13 protein-coding genes are annotated in these 14,360 nt (G+C 36.3%); 8 read left to right on the forward strand and 5 right to left on the reverse strand.

Annotated elements, in window-relative coordinates; translation table 11 throughout:
• Window positions 1–352 precede the first annotated feature (352 nt).
• Together RMB06_RS13405 and RMB06_RS13410 are read left to right on the forward strand one after the other, a co-directional pair.
• The gene (locus RMB06_RS13405) at window positions 353–1,564 is read left to right on the forward strand and encodes an OprD family outer membrane porin (protein ID WP_404976485.1); all 1,212 of its coding nucleotides are present in this window, start codon (window positions 353–355) and stop codon (window positions 1,562–1,564) included.
• Between the two features lie 16 nt (window positions 1,565–1,580).
• Window positions 1,581–2,924 (forward strand): MFS transporter, encoded by a 1,344-nt coding sequence (locus tag RMB06_RS13410; protein ID WP_311079893.1) that lies wholly within the window; start codon window positions 1,581–1,583, stop codon window positions 2,922–2,924.
• 68 nt (window positions 2,925–2,992) lie between these two features.
• Here RMB06_RS13410 and RMB06_RS13415 read toward each other — a convergent pair whose 3' ends face one another.
• The 4 genes from RMB06_RS13415 to RMB06_RS13430 form a co-directional block, all read right to left on the reverse strand.
• Window positions 2,993–3,979: an AraC family transcriptional regulator gene (locus RMB06_RS13415; protein WP_017481170.1), complete on the reverse strand. Its 987-nt coding sequence runs from the start codon at window positions 3,977–3,979 to the stop codon at window positions 2,993–2,995.
• A gap of 329 nt (window positions 3,980–4,308) precedes the next feature.
• Window positions 4,309–5,094, reverse strand: coding sequence for a 3-hydroxybutyrate dehydrogenase (locus tag RMB06_RS13420; protein WP_032000179.1), 786 nt, complete (start codon window positions 5,092–5,094; stop codon window positions 4,309–4,311).
• A gap of 33 nt (window positions 5,095–5,127) precedes the next feature.
• Window positions 5,128–6,549, reverse strand: a complete 1,422-nt coding sequence (locus RMB06_RS13425; protein ID WP_311079894.1) for a GntP family permease — start codon at window positions 6,547–6,549, stop codon at window positions 5,128–5,130.
• A gap of 466 nt (window positions 6,550–7,015) precedes the next feature.
• Window positions 7,016–7,432 carry a hypothetical protein gene (locus RMB06_RS13430; RefSeq protein ID WP_311079895.1) on the reverse strand — a complete coding sequence of 139 codons (417 nt, stop codon included), beginning with the start codon at window positions 7,430–7,432 and terminating at the stop codon, window positions 7,016–7,018.
• Between the two features lie 150 nt (window positions 7,433–7,582).
• On the opposite strand from RMB06_RS13430, the gene RMB06_RS13435 reads away from it, so the two are divergent.
• The 6 genes from RMB06_RS13435 to RMB06_RS13460 all read left to right on the forward strand — a co-directional run bounded on the left by RMB06_RS13435 (window position 7,583) and on the right by RMB06_RS13460 (window position 13,326).
• Window positions 7,583–7,972, forward strand: a complete 390-nt coding sequence (locus RMB06_RS13435; RefSeq protein WP_311079896.1) for a hypothetical protein — start codon at window positions 7,583–7,585, stop codon at window positions 7,970–7,972.
• Between the two features lie 115 nt (window positions 7,973–8,087).
• Window positions 8,088–8,969, forward strand: coding sequence for a LysR family transcriptional regulator (locus RMB06_RS13440; RefSeq protein WP_014206698.1), 882 nt, complete (start codon window positions 8,088–8,090; stop codon window positions 8,967–8,969).
• A gap of 245 nt (window positions 8,970–9,214) precedes the next feature.
• Window positions 9,215–9,919, forward strand: coding sequence for a CoA transferase subunit A (locus tag RMB06_RS13445; protein ID WP_002113873.1), 705 nt, complete (start codon window positions 9,215–9,217; stop codon window positions 9,917–9,919).
• Window position 9,920: 1 nt separating this feature from the next.
• Window positions 9,921–10,562 (forward strand): 3-oxoacid CoA-transferase subunit B, encoded by a 642-nt coding sequence (locus RMB06_RS13450; protein WP_014206696.1) that lies wholly within the window; start codon window positions 9,921–9,923, stop codon window positions 10,560–10,562.
• Window positions 10,563–10,678: 116 nt separating this feature from the next.
• Window positions 10,679–12,088, forward strand: a complete 1,410-nt coding sequence (locus RMB06_RS13455; protein ID WP_262729397.1) for a short-chain fatty acid transporter — start codon at window positions 10,679–10,681, stop codon at window positions 12,086–12,088.
• 65 nt (window positions 12,089–12,153) lie between these two features.
• Window positions 12,154–13,326, forward strand: a complete 1,173-nt coding sequence (locus RMB06_RS13460) for a thiolase family protein (protein ID WP_311079897.1) — start codon at window positions 12,154–12,156, stop codon at window positions 13,324–13,326.
• A gap of 48 nt (window positions 13,327–13,374) precedes the next feature.
• Here the strand turns inward: RMB06_RS13460 and RMB06_RS13465 are convergent, their stop codons facing one another.
• Entirely contained in the window at window positions 13,375–14,268 is an 894-nt protein-coding gene (locus RMB06_RS13465) for a LysR family transcriptional regulator (protein WP_003651675.1), read from the reverse strand.
• Window positions 14,269–14,360 lie beyond the last annotated feature (92 nt).

Genomic DNA, 14,360 nt, shown 5'->3' on the forward strand with positions numbered 1-14,360 from the left:
TTGTTATGGCTTTATCTTCTATCCGAATATTTTTTTAGGCTGTCCAAAAGCTGCAAGCACTATCCAATCTCTGCGCAATTATCAAAATCAATAAAAATGGATAAAACACTAAAAATAATAAAACTAATAAATTTCATAACTTTAAATTAAAAAATTAAATTAATACTTTTTATCTAATTTGGAAAAAATGGATGAAGATTAGGACTTATTGGATAGTGACGATTGGCTAAAAATAGTTCAATCAAGTCATGTAATTCGTTTGATTACATAAAAAAAGCCCAGTCATTTTCTAAATTAAGGCGTTTTATTTATGCATCGACCATGGCCAATTTATGGACAACAAAAAACGTTAATGCTCATCAATATTTTATGTTGTAGTGCATTTTCTACTCAGGCTTATTCAGCGGATGAAGAATGGAAATTTATATCAAAAAATGCATATATAGACAGAAACTATGACAATCCAGATGTAAAAGACACAGGTAGCTGGTCACAATCAGTTTCTCTATTTTACAACTCAAATATGCATGATACGCCGTTAGAAATTGGTGGAACCCCAATTCAAATTGGCGCAAATGCTTCAGCACAATATGCGGTTCGTTTAAGCCAAGATAAACATGTTGCAGATACGGTATTACCTTTCGATAAAGCGACGCAGTCCCAAGCACCTGATTATCTAAAATATGGCGCAACCTTAAAGTTAGGCTATAACAAGACACTACTCAGCATTGGTGAATTATGGCTGGATTTACCCGTAACCACTGTAGATGCAAGTCGACAACTTCTAACGTCTTATTGGGGAACTAATCTTAAAAGTCAGCTAAACGATAAGCTTTTTGCAGAAATTGGCCGTATTGAAAAAGTATCACCGCGAAATGAAGAAGATTTCCATCGATTTTCTTTTACTTCAAAAGGTGTGACTGGTTACTCCGACGGCCTTAACTATATAGATCTTCGCTATCAATTTACGCCTACGTTGAAAGGCGAATATTACTTTGGAAATATGGAGGATTTATATAACAAACATTATGTCGGCGTTGACCACCTATGGAAAAACGCTAATTTTTCAGTTAATTCAAAATTCAAATATTTCAATGCCAAAGATAATGGAAATCTTTTTGACATCGACGCACAAAATGTAGGGTTACTAGAAACGCTTAAAATAAAAAATCATAGTTTTGGTGTGGGTTATCAGCAAATTATTGGTGAGTCTGCTTACCCGTTACCAGATGGTTTCTTGCCTGAAACTTATTTCATTAACTGGAATACGACTGGTTTCTTCAAACAAGATGAAAAGTCTTATCACTTCATCTATGGCTATGACTTTAAAGATTATGTGCTGGGCCTAAATACCACTTTGAAGTATGTATATGGCGATCACTTTAAGACAGCAGATGGCTTAAAAAATAAAGAAAGTGAAGCAAACGTTATTGTCAATTATGCCCTTCAACAGCCACTCCTCAAAGGTTTAGCTCTTCAATACATCTTTATCAATTACGACGTTAAGCATGGAAACGATTTCTCTGAAAACCGTTTCTTCGTCAATTACAGCAAAAAATTTTAATGAATAAGGAATACGTATGAAAACGATAGATGCAAACACGATTATCAATCGCGAAAAACTGTCTCCATTACAATGGATGGTTTTTATCCTAGGCTTTTTTGTCTTCTTCTGTGATGGTCTAGACACAGGAATTATCGGTTTTATTGCCCCAGCATTATTAGATGATTGGGGAATTACCAAGCCTCAGCTTGCCCCAGTTTTAAGTGCAGCTTTAGTCGGCATGTCAATTGGTGCAATCATTTCGGGGCCCTTAGCCGATAAATTTGGCCGTAAAGGCGTTATTGTTTTTACCAGCCTTTTGTTTTCCATATTTACGATTTTGTGTGGCTTTGCTAATTCAACTCAAGACTTAATGATTTATCGCTTTATTACAGGTGTTGGTTTAGGCGCAGCCATGCCAAACATCAGTACCATTGTCTCTGAATATATGCCTGTAAAACGTAAAGCATTCCTTACAGGTCTTGCTGGCTGTGGTTTTATGCTGGGTATTTCTTGTGGCGGTGTGTTGTCAGCTTATCTATTAGAAAGCTATGGCTGGGCAAAAGTGATTATTATTGGCGGAAGCATTCCCCTAATTTTAGTGGTTGCTTTATTGCTTAAATTACCTGAATCAACTCAATACTTAATTACACGTCATCAACAAGACAAAGCTCAGCGTATATTAGAAAATATTCAAGGACATTCCTTCCAAGAGCCAGTAAAACTTGTTTTAACTCAAGCAGAAAATGCTTCAGATGAAAATCCAGTTAAAGTGGCTTTAGGAAAATATCTGTGGGGTTCAAGCATGCTTTGGCTCTGCTGCTTTACGAGTCTTTTAGTGTTTTATCTTTTAACAAGCTGGATGCCAACAATTTTAAAAACAGCTGGTTTTAGTACGCAACAGTTTAGTTTAATTGCCGCGATTTTCCCTTTTGGTGGTGTGATTGGTGCAACCATTATGGGATGGTACATGGATAAACTGAATCCAACTACAGTGATTAAATATTCATATCTCATCGCTTTCGGACTGTTCATTATTGCAGGTCTAGTGAGCTCAAATATTTTCTTGTTAGGTCTTACTATCTTCTTAATTGGTGCATTGCTCGCTGGTGCACAGTCTTCATTACTGCCACTTGCAGCTATGTTCTATCCAGCAGTTTGCCGCGCGGTTGGTGTTTCATGGATGCATGGTATTGGTCGTATCGGTGCAATTTTAGGTGCTTTCTTTGGCTCGCTCATTTTCACTTTTAACCTAAGCTTAAGCGGTATTTTCTTTATTCTTGCATTACCAACCTTCATCTCATTTATTGCGCTTAGCTTGAAAGTGATTTATGAGAAATCTAAAAACAAACAAGTGTTAAAGCTCGAAGAAAGTCTATAAATATTAAGCGATAAATAAAAAACTGATTTAGTTGCCTAAATCAGTTTTTTATTGCGAAAAATTAAATATTAGAAAATTTTCCCTTTAGTCTCACTTGGATTTTCTCCAAATTCTTCACGATATTCTTGAGAAAAACGACTTAAATGGTTAAAGCCCCAGTCATACGCAAGCTTTGAAATAGAAACCTTTCTATCAGCTCCTGTGGTGCTCAGAATTTTGTAAATTTGTTGGAGGCGATATTTTTTTAAATACGACATTGGACTGGTGCCGTAGTATTGTTGAAATTCATCATACAATTTTGATTTTGAAACCCCAGCCAAACGCTGCAAATCTTCTGCACAGATTTCCTCGTGCGCATGTTCAATAATAAAATTACGAACCTTACGTATATAAGCTGGCTCATCTTGATGTGAAAGTGACTTTAAGGCTTCAGAGTAGTTGTTTTCTTGAGATAATAGTAAAGCTTTAATTACAAAATTTTCATAGTCTTCAGATAACATCTGCAAACCATAAAAATTGCTATATTGCGATTTTAGCTGTAAAAAATTTTGAATATTCTTCCACCATGCACCAATAAGTTGCTCAGAGTCTAAGTGCATTTCAGGATTAAAAATGATAGGTGTCTCTATGGGTTTATTCAGTAGATCCGCAAGGACAATCTGCATACTTCGCTCAGGAATAACGACCTGAAATTTTCTACAATCTTTATCGATAATCAAATCTTGCTGATCGTTATTAGAAACAATAAGGCCTCTGTTTTCATCAGACTGATAATGAGCGCCACGAATATTGAGAGCTTGTCGCCCTTGTATAGGTAAGCTAATACTATACGCTTTTAAATTTGAGATGTTAATGGCAACGTTTGCACCATAACTGATTGTACCGATTGCCATTTTTTTATTAGGCAAACGCATTCCGTCATAGTGAAAATCGAGAGTGTCTTTGTAAATTGTATCTAGACGGTGTTCCCCACAAATTGTGGACATCAAATTCTGCGCAAATTCAGCTTTGCGCGAATAATGATTGAGTTCCGTCTGTTGGCTGAGTGATATCATATCCTTTTCACCTAGCTAAATAACTTATTGCTTAAAAAGCAACTTGTATGCCAATTAATATCCTTTAATTGACGAGTTTTCCTGAAAAAATATCGAATCAAGAAAGAAACTGAAGATTACTTTCTCATACTCTATTAGATTTTAAAAATGGAAATAAGTTAAATACCTTTAAAGTATAATTTCATACCTTAACAAACTTATTTTATTAGATTTTTTATAAAGAAATAGAGTAGAGATAAAGCATTCTTTTGAACAGTAGATTATCGTAAATTTTTAACGAATAAAAAAACCACCTATTTTAAATAAGCGGCTTTTATAAAATACTTAAATTATTGGGCAGTGTAACCACCATCCATCACCACAGCTTGGCCTGTTACCCCACCTGCTTTGCTACTCGCAAGGAAAATTGCATAGTCAGCAATTTCTTCAACAGAGAGCAACCGCTTTTGAGGAACCATTGCCAAAATTACATCTTCAAGTGCGCTGTCTAAACTTACATTACGAGTTTTAGCTAAATCTGCAATTTGCCCACGAACCAATGGCGTATCTACATAACCTGGACATAAAGCATTTACTGTAATACCGTCACGTGCACATTCTAAAGCGGCAACTTTTGTTAGACCAATTACGCCATGTTTAGCACTGTTATAACCGGCCTTTCCAGCGAAACCAATCAAACCATTAATTGAAGCCATATTAATGATACGGCCATATTTTTGAGCTTTCATAATTGGAAGGACATGTTTAATCCCAATAAATGCCCCCGTTAACATGACTTGAACTAACTTTTGAAAAACAGCAGTTGGAAACTCTTCAATAGGCGCAACATGCTGGAAACCAGCATTATTAATTAAGATATCAACTGTACCAAAGGTCTTTTGAGTCAGCTCAATGGCTTGTCTATAAGCATCTTCATCGGTCACATCACAAGGTGCAGATAATGCATCAAAACCTTGCTCTTTAAGAGAGTTCGCCGTTTCTTGGCACTTTTCAGCATTCATATCAGAAATAACAACTTTGGCACCTTCTTGAGCAAATTTCTTAGCAATCTCTAGACCGATACCACTTGCAGAACCTGTAATAAAAGCAACTTTACCGTCTAAAAGTTTAGTCATTTATTTACTCCTTAATACTTATAATGTGCTGATTTAAACAATACCTGTTACGGTAAAGACCGTAATCACCACAAATACCGCTAATGTTTTAATTACGGTAACTGCAAAAATATCTTTATACGATTGTTTATGGGTTAACCCAGTAACAGCGAGTAAAGTAATAACAGCACCATTATGCGGAAGTGTATCCATACCGCCTGACGCCATCGCAACCACACGGTGCATGACTTCTGGTGGAATACCCGCAGCTAAAATCGCGGCGTTATATTGTTCAGCCATCGCACTTAAAGCGATACTCATACCACCCGAAGCTGAACCGGTAATACCTGCTAAAACGGTTGTGGTCACAGCCCCATTGACTAAAGGATTTGTGAAGGTACTACTCATTGCATGGCTAATCAGAGCAAAGCCCGGTAATGACGCAATAATTGCACCGAAACCATACTCAGAAGCTGTATTCATCACCGCTAAAAGTGAACCACCAATACTCGCATTAATACCCTCTTTGAAGTTCATCACTACACGCTGATAATCAAATAAAATTGCGGAAATAATCCCGACAATAAGCGCAAGGCCCACCGCCCAGATCGCGCCAGTTTTCGCAACATCTACGGTGTAATCCGCTAATCCAACTGCGGCAAAATCAAAACCATTTGGATACCACTCTTTGATTGCTTTAGACAAATATTTGTTCATTACAGCAACAAGAATAAGAGGTACAAAAGCTAAAAACTGACGCGCCGTACTTCCGTTATTTTGCAAGTTCATATCGGCTTCAATTTCTTGAGGCTGTGTGTTGTCTGCGCCAAAGCCAGAGTACCCTTCACCTGCTTTTGCAGCAGCGCGGCGACGCCATTCTAAGTAAGCCAAACCCATGCATAAAACAAAAATTGCACCGATAATTCCTAGAAATGGTGCGGCATAAATATTGGTGCCAAAGAATGTAGTTGGAATTACGTTTTGAATTTGTGGCGTACCTGGCAATGCATCCATGGTAAATGTAAATGCACCAAGCGCGATGGTCCCCGGAATTAAACGTTTTGGAATATTGGCTTGTCTAAATAGCTGGTTTGCAAAAGGATAAATGGCAAACACAGCAACAAATAAACTTACACCGCTATATGTTAAAATTGCACCTAACAATACAACGGTTAAAATTGCTTTTTTTGCTCCAATCCATCTCACAATGGTTCGTGCAATAGACTCAGCAATTCCTGACATTTCAACGACTTTACCGAAAATTGCCCCGAGTAAAAATACAAGAAAGTAATCTTTAATAAAGTTCACCATTTTGGGCATAAATACACCCGAATAAAACGGTAAGACATTTGCAGGGTTAATGAGTAGAACAGCAAGTAAGGCACAAATTGGTGCCATGAGAATGACTGAAAAGCCCTTGTAAGCTGTATACATCAACAGCCCAAGTGAAAGTAGAATTACAAATAATTCCCACATATATTCTTTCTCCCTAAAGAATAGATATTAGGTTCAATTAAATTACCAAAAGATATTTAGGTTATCCCAAACCTATAATGATAAAAATCACAATATCCATGTGTGGTAATAGGTAAATGAGCTTAAAAATAAAATATCATTAAAATATTTAAAAACAATGTAATTTATTTTAATTTTAAAATATAAATGAAATACAAATAGTTAAGTTTCTTCATTAGTAAAATTTAATTATTTAAAAACTATTATTATTTAATAAAACTTATTAATTATTGAGTAAATTAAATCAATATCTTTTTATTATTTAATAAAGACAATTAAATAATATGTTTTTTAAATTAATTTGATAAATATTTTCTTGGCTTAGATTAATGTCTATTAGTAAGTAAGAAAAAACCCACCTTATGACGAGTGGGTTTAATTAAAAGCTAATATTACTCGATTGCCTTAGCCCCAGAAACTTACTCTTTTATTTCATTCGAGTTAGTCTTAAATTAAAGTCGGATGGAAGTAAAATGCGATATTCTATCTCAGCTCCTGGTCTGACTTCCGTTTCTTGGGAAGTTGCAATATTTGGGCACATTCCCCCACCAGTTTCTAATCTAAAGATATAATATTTAGGCTCAAGATAAATGGTAGCTATTTCGTTTGAGTGGATTGAGAATGCTTTTTCGTTATTTACATAAATATCATGAGTACAGCCAGATCCTAGAAAACCTTTATCTCTTAAAAATGTAACTTGTGCTTGTTCAGGAGTCTGTTTCTTTAAGTAGTTCTGATTGTACACTCTCTCATTAGGTATTGGTTTCGCTGTATTCGAAACAACTGGAGCTGTTGAACACCCAAATAAACCAAGAACTAATCCTAAAAAAATAATCTTTTTCATGAAATTATCCATTTTAATAATGTTTAAAATTTAACAGCTCAGAAAGTTAAAAACCACCTGCCAGTGCTTTAAATTTTTTAAAAATAGTATTTATTTAATTTAAATTATTCAATAGAATAACAATGTAAGATCTTGATAAGAAAACAAAATATGATGTGGATTAAATTTATAATATATCCTTGGGGGATGTTTATACTGTGGCAAATTATTTTCATAATTATGCAACTCTCTTTAACATATCTAAATATGCCACAAATCCTTGTAGCTATACTTTCATTGATCATAAATTGCGGTATGCAAATTTTGATTGGTTATAAAATTCCTCAATTAGCACCAAAATATAAATTTGTAGCGAGTACTACATACATCATCCTCTTTACCTTTTTGTTAACAATCTATTCAATAACTATTTTATTAGAAGGCTTAAAAGTTGCTCCTCAAGCAATTTGGCTAGGTTATTTGTTTTTCCATATAGTTGGAATGGCTCTATACTTTGCTAACAACACAGATGAGTTTTGTTGGGAAAATTTACTGAAGTAGCTCAGCCTATTGTCCCCTGCTTTATTTTCTTAATTTTTTTTAAAAAAACATCATATTAAACAAATTTTCGTATAAATTACCCTTCTAAGTGAGCTGGGTAATCTAAAGGAATGAAATGACGCTTAAACAACTAAAAGCTTTTTTAGCCCTTGCGCGTACCCTCAACTATGCTAATGCCTCTTTAGAGCTACATCTCAGCCAGTCTGCTTTAAGTCTCACCATCAAAAGCTTAGAGGAAGAATTAGGCGGAAAGCTCTTTAACCGTAATACTCGCCGTGTTGAGCTTACACAAGAAGGTAAATCCCTCATTCCCTATGCTAAAAAATTACTCGCCAATTGGGATGAAATGGAAAACGATGTTAAACAACGTTTTAAGCTCAATCGTGGAACTTTAAGTATTGCCTCAATGCCCTTTGTGACCCATGCAATTTTGCCTGAGGTGATTCATCAATTTTTAGAACTTCATCCCAATCTTAACTTTTCAATTCACGATATTCCCAATGAAACCATTATAGAAAAAGTACAAGATGGTATTTTCGAGCTTGGTATCTGCTTTGAACCTGATCTCACCGAAGGCCTAGAGTTCAAACCACTATTTGAAGAAGATTTCTTAGCTCTATTACCAAAGACTCACCCACTTGCTCAATCATCTTCTATTACATGGCAAGAGCTTTGTTCAAATCCATTCGTGACATTGCAAAAACCTTCAATTGTTCGATATTTGGTTGAGCAGAATTGTTTGCGAAATAATATAACGCTCGATTTGAAAGTTGAATGTCATCAAATTTCATCACTTTCAAGTTTTGTGGCTTATGGAATTGGGGTAAGTGCAATTCCAAGACATTTTGCTAAACACATTGATAAAGAACATAACGTACTCATTGAGTTAAAGGATGAATCTATCCATAAGACTGTAGGAATTGTTTATAAAAAGAACTTTGAAATTTCAAATATTTCGACTCAATTTATTGAAGCTTTGATTCAATATAAATTTTAAAAAATTAAAGACTGCTTTTTAGGATGAGCTAAGCATACGCTTAAGCTAAAATTATTAATTATAATAATTTTCAATGATATGAGGTGATTTTTTAAAGTATTTTGCTTTATGTTCGTCTGATCTTTTGTAGACGATTTGAAACCATTCATTGATTATACTTATTAATCATTTAAAAAAATTAACTTCTATAACGCAAAATGTGATGCTAAAACTAAGATTACTAAGGGATATAGGATAACAATAGAATGAATAAAGTTTATGCCAATGCAGAGGCAGCACTGAAAGATGTTATTGCAGATAATCAAACACTTGCCGTGGGCGGTTTTGGTTTATGTGGAATTCCGGAAAAACTGATTGTTGCAGTTAAGCAAAGTGGTGTGACTGGTCTAACTTGTATTTCAAATAACGCAGGTGTAGATGATTTTGGTTTAGGTATTTTGCTTCAAACCAAACAGATCAAAAAAATGATCTCTTCTTATGTTGGTGAAAACAAAGAATTTGAGCGCCAATATTTAAATGGTGAACTTGATGTAGAACTTACTCCACAAGGTACTTTAGCTGAAAAGTTACGTGCTGGCGGTGCTGGAATTCCGGCGTTTTATACACAAACTGGCGTTGGTACACTCATTGCCGAAGGTAAAGAAGAACGTACCTTTAATGGCAAAAACTACATTTTAGAAGAATCTTTAACAGCAGATGTGGCTCTTGTTAAGGCCTATAAGGCAGATAAGGCTGGTAACTTAGTGTTCCGTAAAACTGCTCAGAATTTTAACCCTGAATGTGCAATGGCTGGAAAAATTACAATCGCCGAAGTTGAACAGGTTGTTGAAATTGGTGAATTAGATCCGGATGAGATCCATTTAGCGGGTATCTATGTAAACCGCATTGTACTTAATGCGTCACCTGAAAAACGTATTGAGCATAAAACTTTAAGCACGGAGGCAGTATAAAATGGCTTGGTCACGCAATGAAATGGCACAACGTGCTGCAAAAGAACTTGAAGACGGTTTTTATGTCAATTTAGGTATTGGCTTACCTACTCTAGTTGCTAACTATATTCCAGAAAATATTAATGTTTGGCTTCAATCTGAAAATGGTCTATTAGGCATTGGTGAGTTTCCAACTGAAGAAACTGTTGATGCTGATTTAATTAACGCCGGTAAACAAACAGTTACTGCTCGCCCTGGTGCAGCATTTTTCTCAAGCTCAGAATCTTTTGCCATGATCCGCGGTGGCCATGTCAACATTGCAATTTTAGGTGCAATGGAAGTTTCCGAAAATGGTGACTTAGCGAACTGGATGATTCCTGGCAAGAAAGTCAAAGGTATGGGTGGTGCCATGGATTTGGTTGTTGGTGTCCAAAAAGTTGTAGTGCTTATGGAACACTGTGCAAAAGATGGTACGCCAAAGATCGTTAAAAACTGTAGCCTACCTTTAACAGGTAAAGGTGTGGTTCATCGCGTCATTACTGACTTAGGTGTAATGGACATTACACCACAAGGCGTAGAGCTGATTGAACTTGCTAAAGATGTCACGCTTGAACAGATTCAAGCTGCTACTGGCGTTGAGTTTTATAAAACCTTAGTCGCGTAAATTTTAATTTTTAGTAAGCCAGATAAGACTTAAGTTAGAAAGTGAGCTTGAGTCTTAGCCCTTTAAAGCACCGGATGTGCTGTCTATAAATAAGAATGAGAAGGATTTTTTCAGCTATGGAAAAAAAGCAAGGAATTTTTGAAAGATTCGCTCTTCGGATTAGTGATTGGTCTGAAAAATGGTTTCCTGATTCATATATTTTTGCATTACTTGGCGTCATTATCGTGTCAGTTGCCGCTTTAGGTATTGGTGCACCTATTCACGATGTCGCGACTTCCTTCGGTAACGGTTTCTGGAGTCTTATTCCCTTTACTCTGCAAATGACGATGCTCATTATTGTAGGTTATGTCGTTTCTGTATCTAAGCCCGTAAAGTTCCTCATTCAAAAAATGGCACGTATTCCAAATTCTGGACGTGGTGCTATTGTTTTAGTTGCAACCGTCAGCTTGTTAATTTCACTGGTCAATTGGGCAGTAAGCACGATTCTTACAGCACTTTTAGTGATTGCATTAGCGAAACGTAAAGAGCTGAATATGGATTACCGCGCTGCGGCAGCGGCAGCAATCATTGGTATGGGTGCAACTTGGGCTCTTGGAATCAGCTCTTCGGCAGCACAGCTTCAAGCGAATAAAACTAGTTTACCTGAGTCAATTTACAACCTAACTGGCGTTATTCCATTTACTGAAACGATTTTCCTTTGGCAATCAATTGCGATGACTATTATTTTAGTGATTGTTTCAATCGCAATCGCTTACTGGTCAGCTCCAAAAGGTAATAATGTTAAAACGATTGATAGTTTTGATGTTCAATTTGAAGAAGACAAACCCCATGATGAGAAATCTAATCGTCCAGGTGACTGGTTAGAAAACTCGCCTATCTTAACGATTATTGTGGTCGCATTAGGATTAATCTGGATGTTTTTTGAGTTTTCAAAAAGTAATCCAATTATTGCTATTTCAAGCTTAAATACATACAACTTTGTGTTTTTAATGCTTGGTTTAGCGTTACATGGCACACCACGAAACTTTTTAAATGCAGTTTCAAAAGCAGTTCCGGCTGTCTCAGGAATCTTAATTCAGTTTCCACTTTATGGAAGTATCGCCTTTATTATGACGCAAGCTTTAAACAGTCAAGATTTATCGCTGTCGCATTATATAGCTGAGTTTTTCGTTTCAATCGCCTCAAAAGAAACCTTTGCAATTGTGATGGGAATTTACTCTGCGATTCTTGGGTTCTTTGTGCCATCTGGCGGTGGAAAATGGATTATTGAAGCCCCATATGTCATGCAAGCAGCAAATGATTTGAAAGTTCATTTAGGCTGGTCTGTACAAATTTATAATGCAGCCGAAGCTTTACCGAACTTAATCAATCCGTTCTTTATGCTTCCAATGTTAGGCATTTTAAAACTAAAAGCAAAAGATGTGATTGGTTTTACAGTCACTCAGCTCGTTGTGCATTTTCCGTTAGTTTTATTTTTATTATGGTTCTTTGGAAGAACGCTTAGCTATACCCCACCTACTTTTTAATTTACTGGCGCCTTTGGTTTAGGCTAAAGGCAAATTTAGCAAATACATCAATAAGAGATATTAAGATGAGTTCAATTGTTATAGTTTCAGGTAGCCGTACTGCAATGGGCGGTTTTCAAGGTAACCTATCTGCTTTAACTGCACCAGAGCTTGGCGCAGCTGTAATTCGTGAATCTATTCAACGTGCAGGTGTTGCACCTGACCAAGTAGATGAAGTTATTTTTGGTTGTGTATTGAGTGCAGGTATAGGTCAAGGTCCTGCTCGTCAGGCGATGCGTAAAGCTGGTGTACCTGATCATGTCGGCGCAGTTACCATTAATAAACTATGTGGCTCTGCCATGAAAGCGGTGTTAATGGCATCAGATACTTTAAAAGCAGGCAGTGCCAATATTATTGTGGCAGGTGGCATGGAATCTATGACCAATGCGCCTTATATTTTACCTAAAGCTCGCGGTGGTTACCGTATGGGACATGGTGAAATTAAAGACCATATGTTTTTAGATGGTCTTGAAGATGCTGAAACAGGCCGCTTAATGGGTTCTTTTGCTCAAGACATGGCAAACACCAAAGGTTTTACACGTGAGCAAATGGATAACTTTGCGATTTCTTCACTTAAAAAAGCGCAAACTGCGATTACTGAAGGTTATTTCAAAGAAGAAATTGTTCCTGTTGAAGTAAAAACACGTAAAGGTGTTGAAGTTATCGATCAAGATGAACAGCCATTAAAAGCGAATCTTGAGAAGATCCCAACATTACGTCCAGCTTTTAGTAAAGATGGGACAATTACAGCTGCGAACTCAAGCTCAATTTCTGATGGTGCTGCGGCGTTAGTACTCACCACTGAAGAATATGCTCAAAGTCATGGTTTAAATACTTTAGCAAAAATTGTTGCAACTTCTACGCACTCCCAGCATCCAAGTGAATTTACCATCGCTCCAATTAGTGCTATTCAAAAAGTGCTTGAGCGCGCTGGTTGGTCAGTTGACGAGGTAGATGCTTGGGAAATTAATGAAGCTTTTGCAATGGTCGCAATGGCGCCAATTCATGAACTCGGCATTGATGAGGCAAAAGTAAACGTCCATGGTGGTGCTTGTGCTTTAGGCCATCCAATTGGCGCAACTGGTTCAAGAATTATTCTTTCTCTTATCTATGCTTTAAAACGCTTTGGTAAGAAGAAAGGTGTTGCTGCATTATGTATTGGTGGTGGTGAAGCTACAGCTGTTGCAATTGAAATCTAAAAATTAAAGTGCACGGAAGATGTAAGAATTTTTCTTACATCTTCTTTTTTAGACTTTAAAAAGTTCATAACAGGTTTGACGGAACCATTTATGGCTACTTTTATGATGGCAAGACATATGCCAATGTTGTTTAACATCATAAGTTGGGAAGTCTAGAGGTGCTGGTAAAATCTGTAAATTTTCTCTCACCAATAAGACTTGGCTTAAATAATACGGTACCGTTGCGATCGCATCTGTTTCTTGTACGACTAATCCCACTCCAAGATAGCTCGGTAATCGAATTAAGATATTTCGATCCAATCCTTTGTTCTGTAATTCATTTTTAATATGGTAGTGCCCGATTCCCGCATCAATATCGATATGATACTCGCGCATATAATCATCTAAAGTAAAATTATTTGGGTCTAAACGAGGATGGCTCTTAGAGCTAATCACCACATAATGTTGTTTAAAAAACTTTTGTTGATAAAAGCCTTCTTCTAGTTGGGGTAAAAAGCCAATTGCAAGATCAATCTCACCATTTGCCATTTGATAGCTGGTTTCTGGCGTAATGGGCCTGATATTCAAGCGAATTAAAGGGGCTTTCTCTTTTAAATAGTTTGTTAATTGCGGTAATAAAACCAAATGAGATACATCTGTCATCGCAATTGTAAAAAGTTGGTCTGAAGTTAGCGGATCAAAGTTCACACTAAAGTTATTAATGCTTTCCACTTTATCAATAACTTCACTAATGAGTGGAAAAATTTCTTTTGCTAATTCGGTTGGGATCATCTCATTCCCAACACGAATAAAAAGTGGATCATTAAAATGCTGACGGATTTTGTTCAGTCCATTACTAACGCTCGGTTGTGTAAGGCCAATAGCATCAGCAGCCATTGAAACACTTTTAAACCGATAAATATGATAAAAAATATTTAGTAATCTACTATCTAGATCAAACAAAATTGTCTCCGTCTGGATCAAATAATCCATTCAAAAGGAATGAAATCAGGCACAGCAGATATAAAAATGCTCTCTAGATTTCTGAATTATTG

The organism is Acinetobacter sp. V104_13 (assembly GCF_031798995.1).
Taxonomy (GTDB): domain Bacteria; phylum Pseudomonadota; class Gammaproteobacteria; order Pseudomonadales; family Moraxellaceae; genus Acinetobacter; species Acinetobacter pittii.

Coding starts and splice junctions, on each gene's coding strand:
- RMB06_RS13405 (WP_404976485.1), top strand. CDS start 353: ATGCTCATCAATATTTTATGTTGTAGTGCATTTTCTACTCAGGCTTAT.
- RMB06_RS13410 (WP_311079893.1), top strand. CDS start 1,581: ATGAAAACGATAGATGCAAACACGATTATCAATCGCGAAAAACTGTCT.
- RMB06_RS13415 (WP_017481170.1), bottom strand. CDS start 3,979: ATGATATCACTCAGCCAACAGACGGAACTCAATCATTATTCGCGCAAA.
- RMB06_RS13420 (WP_032000179.1), bottom strand. CDS start 5,094: ATGACTAAACTTTTAGACGGTAAAGTTGCTTTTATTACAGGTTCTGCA.
- RMB06_RS13425 (WP_311079894.1), bottom strand. CDS start 6,549: ATGTGGGAATTATTTGTAATTCTACTTTCACTTGGGCTGTTGATGTAT.
- RMB06_RS13430 (WP_311079895.1), bottom strand. CDS start 7,432: ATGAAAAAGATTATTTTTTTAGGATTAGTTCTTGGTTTATTTGGGTGT.
- RMB06_RS13435 (WP_311079896.1), top strand. CDS start 7,583: ATGATGTGGATTAAATTTATAATATATCCTTGGGGGATGTTTATACTG.
- RMB06_RS13440 (WP_014206698.1), top strand. CDS start 8,088: ATGACGCTTAAACAACTAAAAGCTTTTTTAGCCCTTGCGCGTACCCTC.
- RMB06_RS13445 (WP_002113873.1), top strand. CDS start 9,215: ATGAATAAAGTTTATGCCAATGCAGAGGCAGCACTGAAAGATGTTATT.
- RMB06_RS13450 (WP_014206696.1), top strand. CDS start 9,921: ATGGCTTGGTCACGCAATGAAATGGCACAACGTGCTGCAAAAGAACTT.
- RMB06_RS13455 (WP_262729397.1), top strand. CDS start 10,679: ATGGAAAAAAAGCAAGGAATTTTTGAAAGATTCGCTCTTCGGATTAGT.
- RMB06_RS13460 (WP_311079897.1), top strand. CDS start 12,154: ATGAGTTCAATTGTTATAGTTTCAGGTAGCCGTACTGCAATGGGCGGT.